The sequence below is a fragment of the Paraburkholderia metrosideri genome (assembly GCF_904848625.1).
GTDB classification, from domain to species: Bacteria; Pseudomonadota; Gammaproteobacteria; order Burkholderiales; family Burkholderiaceae; genus Paraburkholderia; species Paraburkholderia metrosideri.
Map to the genome: position 1 here is coordinate 127,172 of NZ_CAJHCP010000006.1, position 20,400 is coordinate 147,571.

Sequence of the window (20,400 nt, forward strand, 5' to 3'; positions counted from 1 at the left end):
TCCGCTTCTACACGGTGGGCTTCTTTCGAATGTGCTGCCACACTTTCTCGCTGGGCTCGATACCGAGTCCAGGGCCTTCGGGCAGCTGGAACGCGCCATCGACGCAACGCATGGTCGTTTCCACGTACTGCAGATTGCGATCGAAAACCGAGTGCTGGTATTCGTGCATCGGTACGTTGGGAAGCGCGGCAGCTGCATGCAGGCTCGCCGCCTGGAAGATGCCGATGCCGATGCTCGCGTGCGGAATCACCTTCATGTGAAACGCGTTGGCCATCCGCGCAATCTGCATGAACTGGCTGATGCCGATATGTCCCATTTCAGGCTGAATAATCGACATTGCGCGTCGTTCCAGCCGCGGCCGGTATTCGTAGACCGTGCGCCATTCCTCGCCCAGCGCGAGCGGCACACGGATCTGCGCACCAACCTGCGTCTGCCCTTCAATGTCCTCTGGTTGACACGGCGCTTCGACGAAGCAGGGACGGTATGGCGTGAGTTGGTCGATGAGTTGGATCGCTTCCTGAGCCGTGAATTTCCAGTGCAGATCGACCATCAGTTGTACGCTCTCCCCGAGTCCTTCCCGGAGTGCACGCATTTCGTCGATGATGCCGTCGAACGACACCGCCGCGTGATACTTGAACGCGCTGAATCCCCTGGCGACGAATGAGTGCGCCAGCGCGACACGCTCGTCGAGCGAGCGGCCCGGAAGGCCCGATACATAGGCCGGAATCGAGCTCCGACGCTGCCCGCCGATGAGCTTGACCACCGGCTGTCCGACCAGCTTCCCGAACAGATCCCAGATGGCGATGTCCACGCCAGCAATGGAATCGACATAAAAGCCGCCGAAGAAACCGCGCACCCGCATCATGTCGTACAGATCTTCCTGAATCACGACAGCGTCTCGCGGATCGCGCCCGATGACAGCCGGCCCGAGCACGTCGTCGATGATCGCCGTCACGGCCTCGGGCGCGACGATCCCGTAGGTTTCGCCCCAGCCGACCGTGCCGTCGTCCGCGGTCAGCTTGATGAGCACCGACATGTCAGTCGCCGGATAGATCGTTCTGTTGCCCTTGCGAATCAGGTAGCCGCGGCTATTGACCTGTTCATCCTGGCCGAGGCCGCCCAGGTAAGGCACATCACGGGGAATCGAAACGATGAAGGTTTCGACCGACGCTATTCTGGGTGAGATAGTCATATCGAACGAGTCGTAATGGATCAGGATACGGAAATGCGCGAGCCGTCGTCCGCGAAAAGATGCAGTGCGTCATCGGTGAAGGCGAGCCCGATCAGGTCGCCTCTCGCGCAGGTCGCAGCGCCGTCGACTTTCACCATGATCATTCCCATCACCGTCTTCACGTAGACGAACGTTTCGCTGCCGAGCCGTTCGGCGAGGTTGACTTCGCCAATCAGCGCCGCGTCACGCTGATCGACAATGCGCATATGTTCAGGGCGCACACCCAGGGTCAGGGTCTGGCTGCTTATCCTTTTGGTCACCGGAAGGCAGACGTGACCGGCCGGCAAGTCGAGTTTGACCGAGGTCGAATCCACCGGCGTTGCCGACACCTCGATGAAGTTCATTTTCGGCGAGCCGATAAAGCCCGCGACAAAGCGGTTTGCCGGACGGTGGTACAGGTCGAGCGGACGCCCCACCTGTTCGATTTTTCCGTCACGCAGCACGACGATCTTGTCCGCGAGGGTCATCGCTTCGACCTGGTCGTGCGTCACATAGACGAACGTCGTGCCAAGTTCTTCCTTGATGCGGGCAAGCTCAAGCCGCATTTCGACGCGCAACGCGGCGTCAAGATTGGAGAGCGGCTCGTCGAATAGAAATAGTGACGGCTCGCGCACAATTGCGCGGCCAATCGCGACGCGCTGACGTTGACCACCGGAGAGATCTTTTGGCTTTCTTGCCAACAGATGCTCGATTTGCAGAATACGCGCGCTTTCCTGAACCTTTGCTTCGATACGCTCTTTCTGCAGATTCGCCATCTTCAGGCCAAATCCCATATTTTCCGCCACGTTCATATGCGGATAAAGCGCATATGACTGAAACACCATCGCGATGCCGCGCTTGGCCGGCTGCAACGCCGTGACATCGGTGCCGCCGATTGAAATCGTGCCCGACGTGCTTTCTTCGAGCCCCGCAATCAATCTGAGCAACGTGGACTTTCCGCAGCCCGATGGTCCGACGAACACGCAAAATTCGCCATCGGCAACATGCAGGTCAATGTTCTGAATGACGGATGCGTCGCCGAATGATTTATTGATCTGCCGCAATTCAAGCTGTGCCATGTCGCTCGCCTCCGATGGTGGACAGGACTTGCTGAGGAATCAGAAGATCGTCGATGTCGCGCAGGAAATCGTCGACGTCAGAGGTATCGGCCGCGTCGAGCAAAGGACCCGACGCGCGCTGCAACCGGCATTTGATCAGCCCGCGCCGATGCAGGATGTATTTCGTCAATGACCAGCGAAACACGGCCTGAACGTTCAGGATCGGCAGCATGCGCGTGAACAGCGCCCGCACCTGTTCGCTGTGCCCTGCGCTATGCGCGTTGAACAGCGCAACGTGAATCTCCGCCAGTTCGATCGCCGGCATCGTTCCGCATGCGCCGCGCCGTAGTTCGTCCGTGATGTAACGGCCGCCCGCGCCGCCGAACACGCCCAGCAGCGTGTTCGGGGCCCGGCCCTTGAGGATCGAGAGCCGCTGTCCGCTCGGCAGGGTTTCCTCCTTGATGTACCGGATGGCCGGCACCGCATTCAGGATCTCTAGCAGGACCTCGGGATCGAGACCCGCACCCACCGGTGCCGGGACGTTCTGCAGCATGACGGGGGTGTCCGGCACGGCCGCCGCAACGCGGCTGAAGAATTCGATCTGCGCCTGGGCGGTCAACCGGTCCGGCGGGACCGCAATCATCAGCGCCGCCGCGCCGCCACGAGAGGTCGCCTGCGCGAGCCGGATGGTCACTTCGGCATCCGTACTCGACACGCCGGCAACCAGTGGGACACGGCCGTCGATTTCATCGAGCACGATGTGAGTCAGCATGAGCCGTTCGTCGACGCTCAATTGCCCGAACTCGCTGGCGACGCCCGGATAAGTGATGCCGTCGACCCCGGCCTTGATCAGGTAGCGCACCAGATGGCGCAGGCTGGCCACGTCAGGATTGCCGTTCTCCTCGAACGGCGTCGGCAGCACCGGAAACACGCCGACAAGCGGCTTGTGGGCGTTCGTTATCGTCATTTGTTGTTCTCCGCGATGTGCAGGGCAGGAAGTCCCCACGAGGTACGAATATGGTTCGACAGCAGTGCGCTGGCGGCGAGCGACGTCAAGCCGCCGTCGAGCGGCAGATCCACGCCCGTGATGAACGACGACTCATCGCTGGCGAGGAACAGCGCCGCATTGGCCACGTCGGCCGGCTCGCCGATGCGACCGATCGGGTAGCTTTGCGCGACAGCCGCAAGCTCCGCCGGCGTGAGTCCCTGGACCGTGCGCTCGGTTGCGATGAAGGCCGGCGAGACCGAGTTGCAGCGCACCCGCTGCATGCCGAATTCGACGGCGATCTGCTTCGTCAGCGCCCGTACCCCGCCCTTCGCGGCGGTGTACGCGGCCAGCCCCGGATTCGCGACGATCTGGTTGATCGACGCAACGTTGATAATCGATCCGCCGCCACGGGCGATCATTTCAGGCATCGCGGCGCGGCAGAAACGAAACGTCGCGCCGAGCGCCGAATCGATCGTGCTTGCCCAGCCTTCGTCGGTCTCGTTCGTGAGGCTCGCCGCCGCATACTGAACGGCGTTGTTGACGAGCACATCGAGTCCGCCGAAACGCACTCTGGCGAGGCGGACTGCTTCATCCACGGTCGCTTGCCGGTGCGCGTCGAGGCATAGCATTTCGACGCGCCCAGATGGCAGCCCGGCGATCGCGCGCGCAGCGCTCGTCTCCGACAGTTCAATCGCGACCACCCGCGCGCCCTCGCCGACGAACCGCTCGAGAATCGCACGGCCGATGCCTTGACCGGCGCCGGTGACGATCGCAACCTTGTTTTCAAGTCTCATGATTTGACCGCTCCGGCGGTAAGCCCCTTGATGAAGTAGCGCTGCAGGAAAGCAAACCCCAGCACGACCGGCAGCGAGATGACGATCGATTCGGCCATCGCGCCGCCCCAGTTCGCGCGGCCCTCGCCGAGATAGCTCAGCAGCAGGCCAGGACCGACCGTGCGCAACTCCGGGGAGCTCACGAGCGTGAGCGAAAACAGCAGGTCATTCCAGGCCCACATGAACGAATACAGGCCGACGGTGACCATCGCGGGAATCGCGAGCGGCAATACGATGCGATGCAGGATGTAGACCTCGCTCGCCCCATCCACACGAGCCGCCTCGATGATTTCGTTCGGAATGTTGATGAAGTAGCTGTACAGCATGTACGTGCCGCTCGGCAGCGCGAGGATGATGTAGGCGACGATCAACCCGACGCGGGTATTGAGCAGGTCGGCCCACTGCAACATCGGGTAGACGCTGACCAGCAGCATCGCAAACGGGAACATCTGCGCCGACAGCATCAGGAACATCAGCGGCTTGCGGCCGACGTAGCGGAACTTGGCGAAGCTATACGCCGCGTAGGTCGACAGCATGACGGTGAGAAGCGCGCCACCGCCCGCCGTGATCAGGCTGTTGCGCAGCTGCATCGCAGTCTCGCTGTGACTGAACAGCGCGCGATAGTTTTCCAGCGTCGGGACGTGCGGCAATATTGTCGGAATGCGCACGAACACTTCGCCTTCGGGCTTGATCGAGGTCAACAGCATCCAGACGATCGGCAGAAACAGAAAGCCGCCAATCACGAGCAACAGCGTCATGAACCCGGTTCTGGCTCGCCAGTTATTGAGAAGCAGCATCTTTAATTCTCCCGCTTGAACAGAATGCGCAGATAGAAGATCGACGGGATCGCAATGGTCAGAAACCACAGCACGCCGATCGTGCAGGCGCTGCCGACGTCCCAGTTCTGAAACGCCTGCTTGTAGACTTCGATGGACAGCATCGTGGTGGCCTTGACCGGGCCGCCCTGAGTGAGCGCATAGATCACGTCGAACGCCTGCAGATTGCTCATGGCGCCGAGTATGGTCACGATGATGATGGTCGGTGCGAGATGGGGTAACACGACGTATCGGAACACGCCGATGTTTTCGCAACCGTCGACTCGCGCGGCGTCCATCTGATCCTGCGACACGCCCTGCAGACCTGCCAGAAAAAACGCCATGAAGAGCGGCACCGATACCCAGACCCGTGTGAGGACCACGCTCGCCATCGCCGAATGCGCTTCGGCCAGCCACGGCACAGGTTCGCTAATCACGCCCAGCTGCAGCAGAATCGCGTTGAGGATGCCGTACTGACCATTGAAGATCCACGCGGCAAGAAATGCGGTCACGGTTGAAGGAAGAACCCAGGGCAACAGCGAAAGCGCGCGCAAGAATGCCTTGCCCCTGAACGACTGATTGAGCACGACCGCCCATGCGAGACCCAGCACGAGTGTGATGCTGGTGGTCAACACCACGAACGTCAGTGTGTTTAACCAGATCGACAGCGTGTCGGGGTTGCTGAGCAGTTTCCTGAAGTTACTCAGACCGACAAAGCGGGGCGTATCCATGTCTATCGTGTAGCGATAGAAGGAGAGTTTCAACGACTGAAGAAACGGAATCAGAATGACGATGAAGAATGCAATCAGCGAAGGCAGCGCGAAAGCAAATCCAATTCTTCTTTCGTGCGACTTCAGTGATCCACGCTGCTTTGCTTCCCGTAGATCGGACTGCGTCGAGAGTAGGCTAGCCTTGTTCATAGGAACCGGTTCGAGTAAAGGATTAACGCGCGGGCACGCGTTGATTCGCGGCGACGCCTGACGGGCTGCTCAGGCATCGCCACCCGCTTATACGATGGCGGCACTCAGCCGTTTGCTCATGTTGTCGATGGCTTCGGCAACCGTCTTTTGCCCCAGCACGGCAGCCTGCACCTGCTCGCCGACAATCACCGTCAGGTCCGCGACGTTCGGGTAGAACGCCAGTTCGTCACGGGTGGCGTTCTTTGCGTTGCTGGTCCAGTTCGCCACATACGGGTCGCCGGACAGTTTGGCGAGCGCGCTACGGGTGACGGGGAACAGACCGATCTTCTGGAAATACTCGAGTTGCGGCTCGTCAGTCATGCTGAGATACGAAACGAAGCGGCCCGGCGCCGACTTCACATCGAAACTTTGCTTGTCTTGCGCGAAACTGCCGAGCAGGTGCCCCCACGCAAACGAGCGCGGCACATCGCCTTTCTTCACGACCGGTGTCGCGATAGATACAACGTTCACGTCGAAGGCGGTGCCTTTACCCGAATTGTCGCGGGCGAAACCGCGCGCCAGCGGTGCATCCTGATAGAAGGCACAGCGGTTCTGCGCGAACAGGCGGCGGGCGTCGTAGCGGTCCGTGTCTTTTGCGGCCAGACGGTCTTTCACGAGGTCGCTCATCAACCCGAGAGCACGCACGCCGGCGGGGCTGTTGACCACCACCTGTCCCTGCTCGTTGAAAATGCGGCCGCCGAAAGTCCACAGCCAGGTCTGAAAGTCCGCCGCCATCGACGCATTGTCTTTAGTCGACATCCCATACGGCACGGTTTCAGGGAATTTGGCCTTGATTGCCTTGAGCGATTCGATGAATGCGTCAATCGTGACGGGCGCCTCGCGAACCCCGGCTTCCTTCAGGACCGCCGCGTTGGCGACCATGCCGATCGAGCCCGCGGTCCACGGCATGCCCAGTTGCTTGCCCCTGAATTCGCCAAGCCGCAGGATGGACGGATCGATGACCTTGGCGAGCGCGGCTTTGCCGTAAATATCGTTGAAGTCGACCATCTTGCCGGTCGCGCCGAACTGCGGCAGCCATTGCAGGTTGAGCTGGGCGGCGTCGACTGGCTGATGTGCACGCAGCCGCAGAAAAAGATTTTGCTGCATCTGCGCATAAGGGAATCCCACCACCTTGACCGCCGCACCAGGATCGCTTTGCTGAAACTGGTCGAAAATCTTGCCGAGGGTGGCCTTGCTGGCCGCTTCGTCCTGCGACCAACCCACGTACGTAAAACCGTTCGTAGCCGCTCTTAACAGTGACGGCGCCAAAACGGATGAGGCAGCCACAACAGAAATGAATTTGCGTCGTGTGAGCACACTTGTCTCCTTGTTTCTATAATTGGAACTTGTGATGCCATCCTAACACGGTTTTTTGCAAAGTTCCATTCAATAGAACAACAATCGGGCTGTCACGGTTTTGGGCGTACAATGCGGCCCAAGAGACGCGTTCCACAGCGACGCCGACCCGCCATTTCCATCCAGGGCGAAAGACTTGACCAAAGTGAAACGAAAAATAGTAGAAACCACCTCCGCGAATCCGCTGAATCCGGAACTGGAGAGTGAGGGGACGGCAACGCTCGCCGTGACGGAAGACAAAGGCCCAGCCGGCGTCGGCGTGCTCGAAAAGGCGATGTACCTGTTGAATATCGTTTCGCAGGCACCCGCGCCCATGACGTTCACCCAGCTGCTGAGGGCTTGCGGGCTGCCCAAGGGCACGCTGCACCGGATTCTGACCACGCTGCAGCGCGAAGGCCTGCTGCGCCACGATGCGTACAGCAAGACCTTCCGCCTCGGGCTGCGCTTTCTCGAACTCGCACACGAGGTGTGGAGCGACTTCGACTTGCGGGTCGCCGCGCAGGACGAACTGGTCCTGCTGCGCGATCTCGTCGGCGAATCGGTGCATCTGGCGATTCTGGACGGCAGCAGCGCGGTGGTTATCGCCAGCGAAGACGCGCGCCAGGCCGGGCGCATTTCGCTCGGCGTCGGCATGCGCCTGCCGCTTCATGCGAGCGCGGTCGGCAAAGCCATCGCAGCCTATCTCGACCCGCTCCAGCAGCAGGACTTGCTGAACACGATCACGTTGCAGCCGCTCGGTCCGCGCACCATCACCTCGATCGACGCGCTGCGCAGCGAGCTCGACCTGACACGCTCGCGCGGCTATGCGCTCGCCAATCAGGAAAGCTCCGACGACACGGTCGCGCTGGCGGCCCCGGTGTTCGACTTCGAGGGGCGGCCGATCGGCGCGGTGGCCATCTCCGGCAATGCCAACCGGCTCGACATGGCGCGCGCGCACAACCTGTCCGCGGCGGTGATGGGCGCTGCGCGCAAGATCTCACACAACTCGGGCGGCCAATCGATGTCGCTGGCGGCCAAGAGTCAGCCGCCCGCCCTCGCGAACGCGGACGTTCACTGCGTGAGCCAGGTGCCCGCGCTGCTGGGCGAGGCGCCGATGTGGTCGCCGCGCGACGACGCGCTCTACTGGGTCGACATCCTCACGCCAACCATCCACCGTTTCGACGCAACGAGCCGCTCCAGCACGGAAACCAAACTCGGCTCGATGCTGAGTCTGGTGATTCCCAAAGCCACTGGCGGCCTGCTCATCGCGACGCCAGGCGGCCTGATGACCGTCGACGACGTCGGCAATCTGACGCGCTTCTCTCACCCGGAGTTCGACCGGCCGAGCAACCGCTACAACGACGGCAAATGCGACCGCATGGGTCGCCTGTGGGTCGGCACGATGGATATGGGCGCGGCGGCCAATCGCGGCAATCTGTTCCGGGTCGACGCCGACGGCTCGTGGAAGAAGATGGATACGGGCTTCACGGTCGCGAACGGCCTCGGCTGGAGCCCGGACAATACGCGGATGTATTTCACGGATTCGCATCGCAAGACCATCTATCAGTATGATTTCGACCTGTTCAACGGCACGCTCGCCAACCGCCGGCCGCTGATCACGCTCGACTCGTCAGCGGGTTCGCCCGACGGCCTGACCGTCGACGCGGACGGCTGCCTGTGGGTCTCGATGTGGGACGACTGGTGCGTCGTGCGCTTCGATCCGGAGGGCCGCGAAATGACGCGCATCCGCATGCCCGTGCCGCGCCCCACCAGTTGCTGCTTCGGCGGCCAGAACCTCGACGTGCTCTATGTGACGAGCGCGCGGGTCAGGCTGACCGAAGACATGCTCAACAGCGCCCCGCTTTCCGGATCGCTTTTCGCGGTCAACATTCCTGGCGTGCGCGGTCTCCCAGAGACGACCTTCGCCGGATAAGCCTCCTCTGCGCGTTCGCGCCTGACATCGCCGGCATCGCGCCCGGCGATGTCGCCCAACCCTCCCTGCCGCCCCTCCTCCTTCGCGCTCCCGCCAAGTGCGCGCGGGAGCCTGCGCACGCCCCGCCTTTTCCGCGCGCCTGGCCATTCACCCACCGACCTTGACGCGTCGTAACAACGCGAACCCTAGGGCTATCCCGAAGAGTCTCTAAAACAACTTGCATCAGTTCCACTGAATGCTAAACTCGTCTCATCAGTTCCAACTAACGGAACTAAACGAGGAGACTAAAAATATGAAAAGGAAGTTGTTCGTCGCCGCCTTGACCGCACTGGGTGCAAATGCTGCGATGGCGCAGTCGTCGGTGACGCTATATGGGCTGGTCGACCTCGAGGTCGGCAAATACGACGGCAGTCGTGCGATTCGGATGAATACCGGGGCGACCAGCTTCTGGGGGCTGAAAGGAGTCGAGGACCTGGGCGGCGGATACAAGGCAATCTTCCAGTTGGAACAGCAGTTCAATCCGAACAACGGCACGTTCTATAACTCGAGTTCGTTCTTCAGTGGTCGCTCGACCGTCGGGCTCGAGGGCTGGTTCGGTCACCTCGCGTTAGGCCGGGATGTCAATGCGAGCCACTACGCCGAAGTGTCGGCCGACCCATTTGGTCAGAACGGTCTGGTGGCGGGATACGCGGCGCGCGGCGGCATTTCGCAGGCCAACGGCGGCCCGGGGCAGATCGACACCGTGCGCACGAACAATTCGGCAAATTATGCGTACACGCTGGGTCCGGTGACTGTTCGCGCGCAGGTCGCCTCACGCGACTCAGCGGTTAAGGGCGACAACATTCCCTATTCCGCGTCGGTCGTTTATCAGGATCCGAATCTCAAGCTCGCCGCGTCATTCATCCGTCCGCAGGGGGACCACGCTCACTGGGCCTATACGGCTGGTCAATACGACTTCGGTTTTGCGCGGCTATATGCCGGCTATGGCTTTGGCCAGAACACGTTTAGTCAGTCGATTCACAACCAGATGATCGGCCTCAACATCCCCATTGGCCCAGCCCAGGCGGTGATGACGACCTTCAGTCACACGACCTCCAACGGACAAACGATTCAATGCCGCAGCGTATTGGGCTATTTCTACTTCCTGTCCAAAGCGACGAGCGTCTATGCGGATGTCGTCTACGACCCCCAGTCAGGCCGATTCGCGTACGGAAGTACCGGATGGCAGATGACGGGCACGTCGACTAGCGGCACAGGCTATACGGTGGGTCTGCGGCATCTGTTCTGAAACACACCGGCGCGATGGCCGGTCACGCACACAACATGAGGCGGACAAAAAGGAGGTGGGCTAACGAGTGCTGAGAGGAGAGAGGTCAACAGGCAAGCTTCCGGCCCAGCCGCTTTCACCCTGCGAGCGCCTGGTTGGAGAGCTTCGTTTGCTGCCCGTTTTGCCGGCCCGGGGGAGCGGGCCGGTCTTTTTCGCCGGTTGGGCGAGACTTGACCTACGTACTGCTTTGGACTTTATCGTGTGCCTGTTTTGCGAAGCGTGTTTGCATGGGCGTTGGCCTCAACGCAGTTCACCTCGGGAGAGATGGCAGGCTGACCGGGAATCTGCTCTCTACAGCAGATTGCCAATCGTTGCATCGCCTTCCATGGATTCGCTTTCCGGCACCGTCGTCCTGATGTCAACCCTACTGCGATGACCCGTTGGCTGTCGGCGTCGGGGTGTTTTTGGCCTGCTTTGCTGCGATACGTGCTTCTGCTGCCTGAAGATTGCCGGGGTACTCAACGTAATCGATCGATCCGGGATGGAAGCCCGCATGCTCGAGTTCGATGAGTTCGGCAATGACTTGAGCGCGGGTCAAAGGTTGGCTTGACTGCGCGATAGAAATAGCCGGAATGGCTGATACAGAGAGTGTCGCTAACGCATAGAGAAGGAGTTTCACGATGACTATCCTCCGAGGATAGGAGACGTCGCCCCCGGCCACATCGGCGAAGCACCGACGGCCGGTCAATCGATTGTAGTCAAGCTGGCCCTGACTTGCCGGATGCGCCTTCAGGTCAGGAACAGCTATGGCCGATGGATCGCATTCGACCACACGTCGTTGACGCCGCGACTGGGCGCACGCAACTCATTGATGACGCCAGTCTCAAGCTCAAGTTCGGGCAATCCGCCAGGGAGCGGCAAGACCCACGCCGGCGACGGGCGAGTCGCTCTGACAGCCCGCGCATCCCTTGCGCTAATTCTCAGCTCATTCTCTTCGCAGAACATGGTCATGCGAATCGACGATTCGCCTACTTCGTCTTTTTGCCGCAGGTGCGCCATGACATCGATTGCTTCAACCAGAAAACTTTTGCAGAGCATGTTCAGCGAAATGGTCATCAAGAAGGACGCTTCGCTGATTCCGCACTACTACCATGCCGATTTCCTGCTCGAAACCAATGGCCAGACGCAGAGCTACGAGTCGTTCGCGAGAGGCCACGAAAAAGTCTACGCAACGCCGATTACCTACGAAGTCCGATACGACGAAGCGACATGGATTGAAAGCGCGACGCGCGTTGCCGCGCGCGTATGGATCAGGACACAACGGCCCAACGAAAATCCGGTGGAATACGAGGTCGTGCTGATCGCCACGTATGTCGATGAGAAGATCCATCGCCTGTGGGAATTGACCTGGCCCGACTGGACCACCGCCAAGGCTTTCGTCGGCGCATTTGAGTAGCGGAGGAGAACACCATGAGTGTGATAACCGACGAACGCCTGAGCACCCTGAGCCAGATCGCGACCGATTGTTTCGATGTCGATACGTACGCGTTGAACCCTGAATTGCCCGATCTGCGCGTTCCAGTGCGGCCGGCCGATATCGTCCGTGCACTGGAAAACGCGTACGACATGGGTCTGATCGCGGGATATCATTTGACGCGCTCGCGACGGGTGCGCTCCTGACGAAGCGCGGCCCGATCACCCGCAGTCACCCGCAGTCACCCGCAGTCGCCGGCAGTCCCCCGCGTTCACCGGCTGCCTCAGGTCGCCTGCTCAAGCTGGGACTGCCGCTCCCCGACCCGTTCGACACCGCTCAGTCGCTGCAACGTAGCGGCGACGCCCAACAACGACTGATCCGTGAACGCGCGGCCAAATACAGTCACCCCCCACGGCAGACCATTCGCCATGAACCCAGTCGGCGTGGCGACCGCTGCATAGTCGAGCAGATTCATGAAGTTGGTGTAGTAGCCCAGCAGCGAGTTCGGGCCAATCGGATCCCGCTCCAGTTCTGCCAGCGTGACGGGACGCGGATAGGTCGGCGTGAGAATGAAGTCGAGCGCGTCGACCTGCGCATCGCAGATGACCTTCAACGCCTGCAACCGGTATTGCGCGCGAAATAGTTCGACTGCCGTCGCTGCCGGCGCTTTCGCCAGCACGTCGCGAATCACCGGCAACACGGCCTGCGGGTGAGTCTCGACGAGTTCGCCGACCACGCTATACCGCTCCGCCACCCACGGTCCTTCGTAGAGCAGCCGGGCCGCTTCGACGAACGGCGCGAAGTCGATCTCGACGGCCTCGCCGCCCGCTGCTTCGAGCAACGCGCGCGCCTTGGCGAACAACGCGGGACTTTCGGCACAGCCCGCGAATTCGAGTTGCGACGGCACGCCAAAGCGGAACGACGCGAGCGTGCCGAACGCGCTTCTATCATTCGACGGCGGGTTCCTGCGGCTATACGCGTCGAGCGGATCAGCGTGCGCGGTCAACGCGAGCAGTTCGCTGGCTTCGGACGCGGTTGACGTGAAGTAGGTGACGCAATCGAGCGTACGGCACGCAGGCACGACACCCGCCGTCGACAGCAGACCTTTGCTCGGCTTCAACCCGACGAGGTTATTCAAGCCAGCGGGCACGCGGCCGGACCCTGCCGTGTCGGTGCCAAGCGAAAAGCTCGCGACACCCAGCGCCACCGCGAGCGACGAACCGGCGCTCGAACCACCCGACGGAAAGTCAGGATGCACGCTGTTGCGGCACTTGCCGTACGGCGACCGCGTGCCGTTCAGACCGGTGGCAAACTGATCCAGATTGGTCTTGCCGATCGGCACCGCGCCCAACGCGATCAGACGCGCGACGAGCGTGGCCGATTGCTCCGGCGTATAAGCGTAGGCCGGGCATGCCGCGGTGGTGGGAATACCCTCCAGGTCGATGTTGTCCTTGATCGCGAATGGAATGCCGTAGAGCGGCAATGCTTCGACATCCTGCCTTTCCAGCCGCTCGAGGTAAGGCGCGATTTCCGCGTCGCTAAGCAGGTGGATGAACAGATGAAACTCGGGGTTCAGCGCAGCGGCCTTCGCCAGCAAATCGCCGATCAGCTTGCGCGGTGTGAGGGTTCCCGCACGATACGCGGCGCGCAGGACGGAGAGACGCAGATCGAATGAAGACATGAGTGTGGTTCCGGTCCAGTTAGATTCAATGACGTTCGATAACGGCAATCCGCTGCCCCGCACGAACCGGCGAGCCCGGCGCGACGTGAATCTCGCTGACGATCCCCGCACACGGTGCGCACACGGAGATTTCCATCTTCATCGACTCGATGACGAGCAGCACGTCGCCGGCCGCGACCTGATCGCCGCGCGTCGCTCGCACCTGCCACAAACTGCCGGCGATCTCGCTGTCCACGGCGACCTCGTCATCGTTCAGCGGCAATAGCCCGGCATCCTCCGCAACCGGTGCGTCGAAACTTTCTTCCGTTGTGCAGGCTTCGCGCCAACGCTCGCGTTCGGCCTGAAACGCGGCTTGCTGTTGCGTCCTGAACTGCTGGATGCCATCGGCTTCGCGCGTCAGGAACGCCTGGTAGTCCGCCAGCGACAACTCGGTCTCTTCTATCTTCAACGGATAGCGTCCGAGCGGAAAGTCCGCCCGAATGCGCAGCAGTTCGTCGGCCTCCACTTCGTAGAAACGGATCTGATCGAAAAAGCGCAACAGGTATGGCTTTCCTGCGAAATCAGCGACTTCGCGATAGCGGTTCCACATCTGCAAAGTGCGGCCGACGAATTGATAGCCGCCCGGCCCTTCCATCCCATACACGCACAGATACGCGCCGCCGATACCGACCGAGTTCTCCGCTGTCCACGTGCGCGCCGGGTTGTATTTGGTGGTCACGAGCCGATGGCGCGGATCGAGCGGCGTTGCCACCGGGGCGCCGAGATAGACATCGCCGAGACCCATCACGAGATAGCTCGCATCGAAGACAATCCGTTTGACGGCGTCGATCGAATCGAGGTCGTTGATGCGGCGGATAAACTCCAGATTGCTCGGACACCAGGGGGCATCTTTGCGCACCGTGGTCATGTACTTGTCGATCGCGAGCTGGCACGCCGGGTCGTCCCAGGACAACGGCAGATGCACGATACGCGATGGCGCGCGCAAGTCCTTTTGCAACAGCACGTCTCGCCACGCGTGCTCGACGATCTCAAGCAGGTGTGCGAGCGGCAGGCTTTCAGGCCGATAGTGAATCTGCAGCGAACGGATGCCGGGTGTGAGATCGATCACGCCCGGCAGCGCCATCGCTTCGAGCGACTGCATCAGCGCATGGCCTCTGAAACGCAGCACGAGATCGAGCTCCGTCGGGCCGATTTCGAGCAGCAGGTGCGTATCGCCAGATACGCGCGCGACGAGCCTTTCACGATCCGCTCCGGTATCGAGTACGACCGGCGATTGAAGCAGCGCCGCTCTGGCAGCGAGCGACGGTTCTGCGTCGTCGTAGAACTCGAGCGTCTCGAGTTCTCGCCGACGTCGAGCCGCCGCTTCGCGCGCTGTATCGATAGTCACCGGCACGAAGCGCAGCTTGTCGCCCGCCTTGAGCTGGCCGATCTGCCACAGGTCCGCCTCGATGATCGTCACCGGGCAGACAAAGCCACCCAGGCTCGGACCGTCGGGGCCGAGAATCACCGGCATGTCGCCAGTGAAATCGACGGCCCCCACTGCATAGGGATTGTCGTGAATGTTCGAGGGATGCAGCCCTGCCTCGCCGCCATCCTCGCGCGACCACTCGGGCTTCGGTCCGATCAGGCGCACCCCGGTGCGGCTCGAATTGAAATGAATCTCCCACTCGGTGTCGAAAAACTGCTCGACATAACGCGCACTGAAATACTCCGGCGCACCGTGCGGACCGTAGATCACGCGCACCGTGCGCACGGCTTCCAACTCAGGCACCTTGGCGAGCTTCGCCCCCGCCTGCCCGTCATGCAGCGGCTGAAGATGCAGCACATCGCCCGCACGCAGCGCGCGTCCGCCATGTCCCCCGAACTGGCCGAGCGTGAATGTGCTGCGACTGCCGAGATACATCGCCACGTCGAAACCGCCGCGCACGCACAGATAAGCGCGCGCACCCGCACCGCGAATCGTGCCGAGCGCGAGTATCGATCCCGCGGCGACGAACAGCGTGGTGTTCATTGGCTGTTCGACATCGTCAAGCAGCACGGGCAGATTTGCGCCAGTCACGGCGATCACCGCGTCGGTGTTAAAGCGCAAGGTCGGCCCGCTCATCGTGATTTCGAGCCCGGCGGCATTCGTGTCGTTGCCGAGCAGGCGATTGGCGACGCGCAGCGCGCGGTCGTCCATCGGACCCGAAGGGGGAATCCCCACGGCCCAATAACCGAGGCGGCCCGGATGATCCTGCACGGTCGTCTGCGTGCCGCCGCTCACGACTTCGAGCGTGTTCGCCCGATAGCTGAGTCGTTCGAGGCAACGCGTCCAGGGCTCGCCAGACGCAAACGGCTGATCGTCGAGAATCTGGCGTAGATAGTCGCGGTTCGTTTCCACGCCGTAAATGCGCGTGCTTTGCAGCGCCTTCGTGAGCGCGTGACGCGCTTCATCGCGCGTGGGCGACCAGGCGATCAGCTTCGCCAGCATCGGGTCGAAATAAGGCGGGACTTCGCAACCTGCTTCGATCCACGTGTCGATGCGCAGTGCGCGGCCATCGGCCTGCGGAAACGCGACATCGGTCAGAAGGCCCGGGCTCGGCTTGAAATCGCGGCCTGGATCTTCGGCATAGAGGCGCGCCTGAATCGCGTGACCCTGCGGCTTCAAACGCGCCGCGAGTTCGTGTAACGGCGCGAGCGTGCCCGCTGCCAGCTCGATCATCCAGCGCACCAGGTCCACACCCCAAACCTGTTCAGTGACGCCGTGCTCGACCTGCAAACGCGTATTCACTTCGAGGAAATAGAATTGCTGCGCGGCGCTGTCGTAGACGAATTCCACCGTGCCCGCAGAACGGTAATTCACCGCTTTCGCCAGTTTCACCGCGGCGTCGCACAACGCTTGCGCCATCCCGTCGGGCAAATTCGGCGCGGGCGTTTCTTCCAGTACTTTCTGATTACGCCGTTGCACCGAACAATCGCGCACGCCGAGCGCAATGGCGTCTCCCCGGCCGTCGCCGAACACCTGTACTTCCAGATGCCGGGCGCGCTCGATGTACTTCTCCAGAAACACGCCCGCATCGCTGAAGTTGTTCTGGCCGAGCCGCTTGACCACGTCGAAATGCGCGCCCAGTTCATCCGCATTCCAGCACACCCGCATGCCGATTCCGCCGCCGCCCGCCGTGCTTTTCAGCATCACCGGATAGCCGATCGACGCAGCAGCACCTAACGCAGCCGGCAGATCGTCGAGCAGCCCCGTGCCTTCGAGCATCGGCACGTTCTGTTCCGCGGCGATGGCGCGCGCCGTGTGCTTCAGACCAAACGCGCGCAACTGTTCGGGTGTGGGTCCGATGAACGCGATACCCGCCGCCTCGCACGCTTCACCGAAAGCCGCGTTCTCCGACAGGAAACCGTAGCCCGGATGGATTGCGTGCACGTTTTCACGGCGGGCGATGTCGAGAATCTTGTTCGTGTCGAGATACGTAGCGGACGCAGGACCATCGCCCAGGCAATGCGCGATGGACGCCTGACTCACATGCAGACTGGCGCGATCGGCTTCGGCATAGACGGCGACACCGTTTATCTGGAGTTCACGCAGCGTTCGAAGAATACGGCACGCGATAGCGCCGCGATTGGCGATCAGGATTTTCTTGAACATGAGTGGGGACTGAAATCATCGGCGGGCCGTCCCGCACGTAGGAATTGCATGCCGCGGTCGTCCGCGGCAGAGGGCCGTGTCAGCAATCTGGCGTCAGCGCTGTGCGTGAGCCAGTTGTGCGCGCGTGCAGGTGCAACAGCGGCCCGCGCGAACCAGCATGACGTAGTAGAGCCAGTGGCGAATCCGCTTCAGTTCCATATCATCAACTCCGCTGGCGTCGGGTTATAGGCGTTGCACGGATTGTTCAACTGCGGACAGTTGGAGATCAGCACGATGACATCCATTTCCGCGCGCAATTCGACGTATTTGCCTGGCGCCGAAATGCCGTCTTCGAACGTCAGGCCACCTTCCGGGGTCACGGGCACGTTCATGAAAAAGTTGATGTTTGCGCCGATATCGCGCTTCGACAAACGTCCGTCATGCGCACAGGCGCGCAGATAATTATCGCGGCAGCTATGCATATAGCGCTTTTCCAGCGCGTATCGCACCGTATTGCTCTCCTGCGCGCACGCGCCGCCTAACGTATCGTGCCGGCCGCACGTGTCGGCGACGATCGTCAGCAGCGGATTGCCGAGATTCGAATACAACACCGAGCCCGTGGTCAGATAGAGGCTTTTCTGCCGACGCAGCGTGCGTTGCGGATCGAAACGTTCACGCGGATTGGCCAGACTGTAGAACAGCGTATCGATCGCCTGGTTGCCCTCCAGGTCGAGAATGCGCAAGGTCTGCCCTGCTTTCAGTTCGTGCAGCCAAGGCTCACCGGCTGCGAGCGTCTCGCGAAACACTGCGTTTTCCGGGCGTTTTTCGCTGATCGTCAGCGTTGTTGTCATGATGTCCGGCTCCGTTCAGAGAAAGAAACGATCGGTGTTGATAAAGCCGCGTACGTTTTCCTCGCATGAGGTCCGGCACAATTCGGCGATCTCGCGCTCTGCCTCGCTCAACGCGAGCGTCACCGGCCTGGGCGCGTATTCCGGATGCGGGTCGAGCGGATGCTGGATCGCGGTCAGCACCACGAGCGTGTTCATCGGCGCATACAGTTCGACGTAGTCGCCTGCCGTCGAATTGCCGGGCACGTAGGTCAGCGCGCCGGCATCGCTCACGTCGACGCGGCTGAAGAGGTTGAGCGTCATCAGCAGGTCGGAGATATCGAGCCCCCACTTGCTCATTTCGACGAGCAGATTGTCCGTACCGTTGCGATAGAACGCGTTACGCAATTCCTGATAGCGGCCTGCGCCATAGCGCTCGTAGACTTCTTGCGCATTCGATACACCGCCGATGCTGTCATGCCAGCCACAGGTGTCCGCGACGATCGCGGCCAATACGCGGCCCATGTCGGAATACAGGCAATGACCGGCCGTGAGTTTCGCGGTGTGCTGACACTTGAGCGAATCGGGCAGGTTGAGCCGCTCGCTTTTTTCAGCGGCATTGACGAGCATCACGCTGACGTTCGCGCCGCCATGCAGATCGGTGATCCGCAACGACTGGCCACGCTTGACGATCAGCGACGCATGGCCGCCGCCGGGAATGGTTTCTTTAAGTAGCAGATCCATCTTGTCGGATTCCTGTTAGATCGGCTCGATCGTTCAGATCAGAGCCGCTGCGCTACGCGACGCATGTTCCACCACGGCCTGAGCCAGGTGAAGCGACGATGCCGAAGCGCGGCTCCGGTCGAGCGGAATGTTGTACGTAATGCGCGCGCCATAAGCGCCCGGCGCTTGCGGATCGACGCGGACCTTGTCGAACACCAGCACGCGGCTGCCTAGCGTGAAGCCTTCCTTCAGGTCATGCGTGACCATGAAGATGGTCAGATTCGACTCGCGCCACAGGCCGAGCAGCAGCTCGTGCATATCCTTGCGAATGCCGGGGTCCAGCGCGCCGAACGGTTCGTCGAGCAGCAATACGCGCGGCTTCATCATCAGCGCCTGGGCAATCGCAAGACGTTGCTGCATGCCGCCCGACAACTGCTGCGGATACTTGTCGAGGGCCGCGCCGAGGCCCACGCGCTCGAGCATCGCGACGGCCTCGTCACGCGCCGCACGCCGCCGCGCACCGAACAGGCGGCCAGTGAACTTCGCGTGCGGCAGTTCGAGCCCCAGCATCACGTTGCGGACCACGCTCAGATGCTCGAACACCGAGTAGCGCTGGAACACCACGCCGCGATGCGCGTCCGGTTCACGGGGCAACGGCTTGCCGTCGAGCAGGATCTCGCCGCGCGTCGCGGCTTCCTGGCCTAGCAACAGACGCAGAAATGTCGACTTGCCACAGCCCGATGCGCCGATCATCGAACAGAACTCGCCCTCTTCGATGCGCAGGTTCACGCGTTCCAGCACGACCTGGTCGCCGTATTCTTTCCAGACGTTGCGAACTTCGATCATCGGGCGCCTCCGCCGTACCAGGGGAATGCCCATTGCGTGAGACGGCGCAACAGTTCGTCGGTGAGCCACGCAAGCAGCGTGATCCACGCGACGTAGGGCAGGATGACGTCCATCGACAGATAGCGGCGCACGAGAAAGATGCGATAGCCGAGACCGTCGGTCGACGCGATCGCTTCGGCGGCGATCAGGAACAGCCACGCCGCACCGAGCGACAGCCGCATCGCCACCAGCAGACGCGGCAGCAGTTGCGGCAGCACCAGACGCAGAATCAGGGTCCAGCTGGTTGCGCCCAATGTCTGCGCCTTGACCCACAACTCAGCCGGAATCTCGCGAGCCCTCGCGTGCAGATCGCGAATGATCATCGGCGTGATGCCCACCACGATCAGCACCACCTTCGACAACTCGTCGAGCCCGAACACGATGAACAGGATCGGCAGCACGGCCAGCGGCGGAATCATCGAAACCACGGTGATGAACGGCGACAAGGTCGCGCTGACGAACGGCAAGGAACCCGTTGCGATCGCCGCCACCAGCGCGATGACCGCGCTCACCACGAGGCCGATGCCGAGCCGCCGCAAGCTCGAGACCGTGTCGGCCCACAGCAGATATTCGCCTGTGCGCTTGTCCTCGGTGAAGGCGACCTCCCTGATCGCATCGCTCATTTGCGTGGCGCCCGGCAGCAATTTGTCATCCGGATTCGCCGCGAGCCGCATCGACGAAGCGGTGAAGTAAACCGCCATCAGCACGATGAACGGCAGCAGGAGCAGCATCAAGCCGGTGGTACGGCTGGGATGTCGGTTGATGAGTCGCATGGACGCTGGCCTTTTGAAAAATACGG

General features: G+C 61.5%; 18 protein-coding genes and 1 pseudogene. 4 read left to right on the forward strand and 15 right to left on the reverse strand.

Annotation, left to right across the window (positions count from 1 at the left end):
- Positions 1 to 7: 7 nt before the first annotated feature.
- The 7 genes from LMG28727_RS14290 to LMG28727_RS14320 form a co-directional block, all read right to left on the reverse strand.
- Positions 8 to 1,192: a mandelate racemase/muconate lactonizing enzyme family protein gene (locus LMG28727_RS14290; RefSeq protein ID WP_201642998.1), complete on the reverse strand. Its 1,185-nt coding sequence runs from the start codon at positions 1,190 to 1,192 to the stop codon at positions 8 to 10.
- 20 nt (positions 1,193 to 1,212) lie between these two features.
- Positions 1,213 to 2,289: an ABC transporter ATP-binding protein gene (locus LMG28727_RS14295; RefSeq protein WP_201642999.1), complete on the reverse strand. Its 1,077-nt coding sequence runs from the start codon at positions 2,287 to 2,289 to the stop codon at positions 1,213 to 1,215.
- Positions 2,276 to 3,235: a dihydrodipicolinate synthase family protein gene (locus LMG28727_RS14300; protein ID WP_201643000.1), complete on the reverse strand. Its 960-nt coding sequence runs from the start codon at positions 3,233 to 3,235 to the stop codon at positions 2,276 to 2,278. The genes LMG28727_RS14295 and LMG28727_RS14300 overlap by 14 nt, the downstream gene beginning before the upstream one ends.
- Entirely contained in the window at positions 3,232 to 4,050 is an 819-nt protein-coding gene (locus LMG28727_RS14305) for an SDR family NAD(P)-dependent oxidoreductase (RefSeq protein ID WP_201643001.1), read from the reverse strand. Before LMG28727_RS14305 ends, LMG28727_RS14300 begins: the two co-directional genes overlap by 4 nt.
- Positions 4,047 to 4,886, reverse strand: coding sequence for a carbohydrate ABC transporter permease (locus LMG28727_RS14310; RefSeq protein ID WP_201643002.1), 840 nt, complete (start codon positions 4,884 to 4,886; stop codon positions 4,047 to 4,049). The genes LMG28727_RS14305 and LMG28727_RS14310 overlap by 4 nt, the downstream gene beginning before the upstream one ends.
- A 2-nt stretch (positions 4,887 to 4,888) precedes the next feature.
- Positions 4,889 to 5,824: a carbohydrate ABC transporter permease gene (locus LMG28727_RS14315; RefSeq protein WP_201643003.1), complete on the reverse strand. Its 936-nt coding sequence runs from the start codon at positions 5,822 to 5,824 to the stop codon at positions 4,889 to 4,891.
- An 87-nt stretch (positions 5,825 to 5,911) separates the two neighbouring features.
- Positions 5,912 to 7,087, reverse strand: a complete 1,176-nt coding sequence (locus LMG28727_RS14320) for an extracellular solute-binding protein (RefSeq protein ID WP_201643004.1) — start codon at positions 7,085 to 7,087, stop codon at positions 5,912 to 5,914.
- 277 nt (positions 7,088 to 7,364) lie between these two features.
- On the opposite strand from LMG28727_RS14320, the gene LMG28727_RS14325 reads away from it, so the two are divergent.
- Positions 7,365 to 9,131, forward strand: a complete 1,767-nt coding sequence (locus LMG28727_RS14325; RefSeq protein WP_236591894.1) for an SMP-30/gluconolactonase/LRE family protein — start codon at positions 7,365 to 7,367, stop codon at positions 9,129 to 9,131.
- A 292-nt stretch (positions 9,132 to 9,423) separates the two neighbouring features.
- The gene (locus LMG28727_RS14330; RefSeq protein WP_201643005.1) at positions 9,424 to 10,419 is read left to right on the forward strand and encodes a porin; all 996 of its coding nucleotides are present in this window, start codon (positions 9,424 to 9,426) and stop codon (positions 10,417 to 10,419) included.
- Positions 10,420 to 10,822: 403 nt separating this feature from the next.
- Here the strand turns inward: LMG28727_RS14330 and LMG28727_RS14335 are convergent, their stop codons facing one another.
- Positions 10,823 to 11,077 (reverse strand): DUF4148 domain-containing protein, encoded by a 255-nt coding sequence (locus LMG28727_RS14335; protein WP_201643006.1) that lies wholly within the window; start codon positions 11,075 to 11,077, stop codon positions 10,823 to 10,825.
- Between the two features lie 125 nt (positions 11,078 to 11,202).
- Positions 11,203 to 11,514 (reverse strand): hypothetical protein, encoded by a 312-nt coding sequence (locus LMG28727_RS14340; protein ID WP_201643007.1) that lies wholly within the window; start codon positions 11,512 to 11,514, stop codon positions 11,203 to 11,205.
- On the opposite strand from LMG28727_RS14340, the gene LMG28727_RS14345 reads away from it, so the two are divergent.
- Both LMG28727_RS14345 and LMG28727_RS14350 read left to right on the forward strand, forming a co-directional pair.
- Positions 11,507 to 11,854 carry a hypothetical protein gene (locus LMG28727_RS14345; RefSeq protein WP_201643008.1) on the forward strand — a complete coding sequence of 116 codons (348 nt, stop codon included), beginning with the start codon at positions 11,507 to 11,509 and terminating at the stop codon, positions 11,852 to 11,854. The two genes, LMG28727_RS14340 and LMG28727_RS14345, sit on opposite strands and share 8 nt — an antisense overlap.
- A 14-nt stretch (positions 11,855 to 11,868) precedes the next feature.
- Positions 11,869 to 12,078, forward strand: coding sequence for a hypothetical protein (locus LMG28727_RS14350; protein WP_201643009.1), 210 nt, complete (start codon positions 11,869 to 11,871; stop codon positions 12,076 to 12,078).
- Positions 12,079 to 12,185: 107 nt separating this feature from the next.
- Here LMG28727_RS14350 and atzF read toward each other — a convergent pair.
- From atzF to LMG28727_RS14380, 6 genes and pseudogenes are all read right to left on the reverse strand, one after another.
- Positions 12,186 to 13,553, reverse strand: a pseudogene (atzF, locus tag LMG28727_RS14355) (allophanate hydrolase); the annotation flags it as partial.
- 25 nt (positions 13,554 to 13,578) lie between these two features.
- Entirely contained in the window at positions 13,579 to 17,187 is a 3,609-nt protein-coding gene (uca, locus tag LMG28727_RS14360; protein WP_201643011.1) for an urea carboxylase, read from the reverse strand.
- A 188-nt stretch (positions 17,188 to 17,375) separates the two neighbouring features.
- Complete coding sequence (locus LMG28727_RS14365) at positions 17,376 to 18,017, reverse strand: urea amidolyase associated protein UAAP2 (protein WP_201643012.1); 642 nt, start codon at positions 18,015 to 18,017, stop codon at positions 17,376 to 17,378.
- A 15-nt stretch (positions 18,018 to 18,032) separates the two neighbouring features.
- The gene (locus LMG28727_RS14370; RefSeq protein ID WP_201643013.1) at positions 18,033 to 18,737 is read right to left on the reverse strand and encodes an urea amidolyase associated protein UAAP1; all 705 of its coding nucleotides are present in this window, start codon (positions 18,735 to 18,737) and stop codon (positions 18,033 to 18,035) included.
- 33 nt (positions 18,738 to 18,770) lie between these two features.
- Entirely contained in the window at positions 18,771 to 19,562 is a 792-nt protein-coding gene (locus LMG28727_RS14375) for an ABC transporter ATP-binding protein (RefSeq protein WP_201643014.1), read from the reverse strand.
- Positions 19,559 to 20,374, reverse strand: a complete 816-nt coding sequence (locus tag LMG28727_RS14380; RefSeq protein WP_201643015.1) for an ABC transporter permease — start codon at positions 20,372 to 20,374, stop codon at positions 19,559 to 19,561. Before LMG28727_RS14380 ends, LMG28727_RS14375 begins: the two co-directional genes overlap by 4 nt.
- Between the last annotated feature and the right edge of the window lie 26 nt (positions 20,375 to 20,400).

Coding starts and splice junctions, on each gene's coding strand:
- LMG28727_RS14290 (WP_201642998.1), bottom strand. CDS start 1,192: ATGACTATCTCACCCAGAATAGCGTCGGTCGAAACCTTCATCGTTTCG.
- LMG28727_RS14295 (WP_201642999.1), bottom strand. CDS start 2,289: ATGGCACAGCTTGAATTGCGGCAGATCAATAAATCATTCGGCGACGCA.
- LMG28727_RS14300 (WP_201643000.1), bottom strand. CDS start 3,235: ATGACGATAACGAACGCCCACAAGCCGCTTGTCGGCGTGTTTCCGGTG.
- LMG28727_RS14305 (WP_201643001.1), bottom strand. CDS start 4,050: ATGAGACTTGAAAACAAGGTTGCGATCGTCACCGGCGCCGGTCAAGGC.
- LMG28727_RS14310 (WP_201643002.1), bottom strand. CDS start 4,886: ATGCTGCTTCTCAATAACTGGCGAGCCAGAACCGGGTTCATGACGCTG.
- LMG28727_RS14315 (WP_201643003.1), bottom strand. CDS start 5,824: ATGAACAAGGCTAGCCTACTCTCGACGCAGTCCGATCTACGGGAAGCA.
- LMG28727_RS14330 (WP_201643005.1), top strand. CDS start 9,424: ATGAAAAGGAAGTTGTTCGTCGCCGCCTTGACCGCACTGGGTGCAAAT.
- LMG28727_RS14345 (WP_201643008.1), top strand. CDS start 11,507: ATGGTCATCAAGAAGGACGCTTCGCTGATTCCGCACTACTACCATGCC.
- LMG28727_RS14340 (WP_201643007.1), bottom strand. CDS start 11,514: ATGACCATTTCGCTGAACATGCTCTGCAAAAGTTTTCTGGTTGAAGCA.
- LMG28727_RS14350 (WP_201643009.1), top strand. CDS start 11,869: ATGAGTGTGATAACCGACGAACGCCTGAGCACCCTGAGCCAGATCGCG.
- uca (WP_201643011.1), bottom strand. CDS start 17,187: ATGTTCAAGAAAATCCTGATCGCCAATCGCGGCGCTATCGCGTGCCGT.
- LMG28727_RS14365 (WP_201643012.1), bottom strand. CDS start 18,017: ATGACAACAACGCTGACGATCAGCGAAAAACGCCCGGAAAACGCAGTG.
- LMG28727_RS14370 (WP_201643013.1), bottom strand. CDS start 18,737: ATGGATCTGCTACTTAAAGAAACCATTCCCGGCGGCGGCCATGCGTCG.
- LMG28727_RS14375 (WP_201643014.1), bottom strand. CDS start 19,562: ATGATCGAAGTTCGCAACGTCTGGAAAGAATACGGCGACCAGGTCGTG.
- LMG28727_RS14380 (WP_201643015.1), bottom strand. CDS start 20,374: ATGCGACTCATCAACCGACATCCCAGCCGTACCACCGGCTTGATGCTG.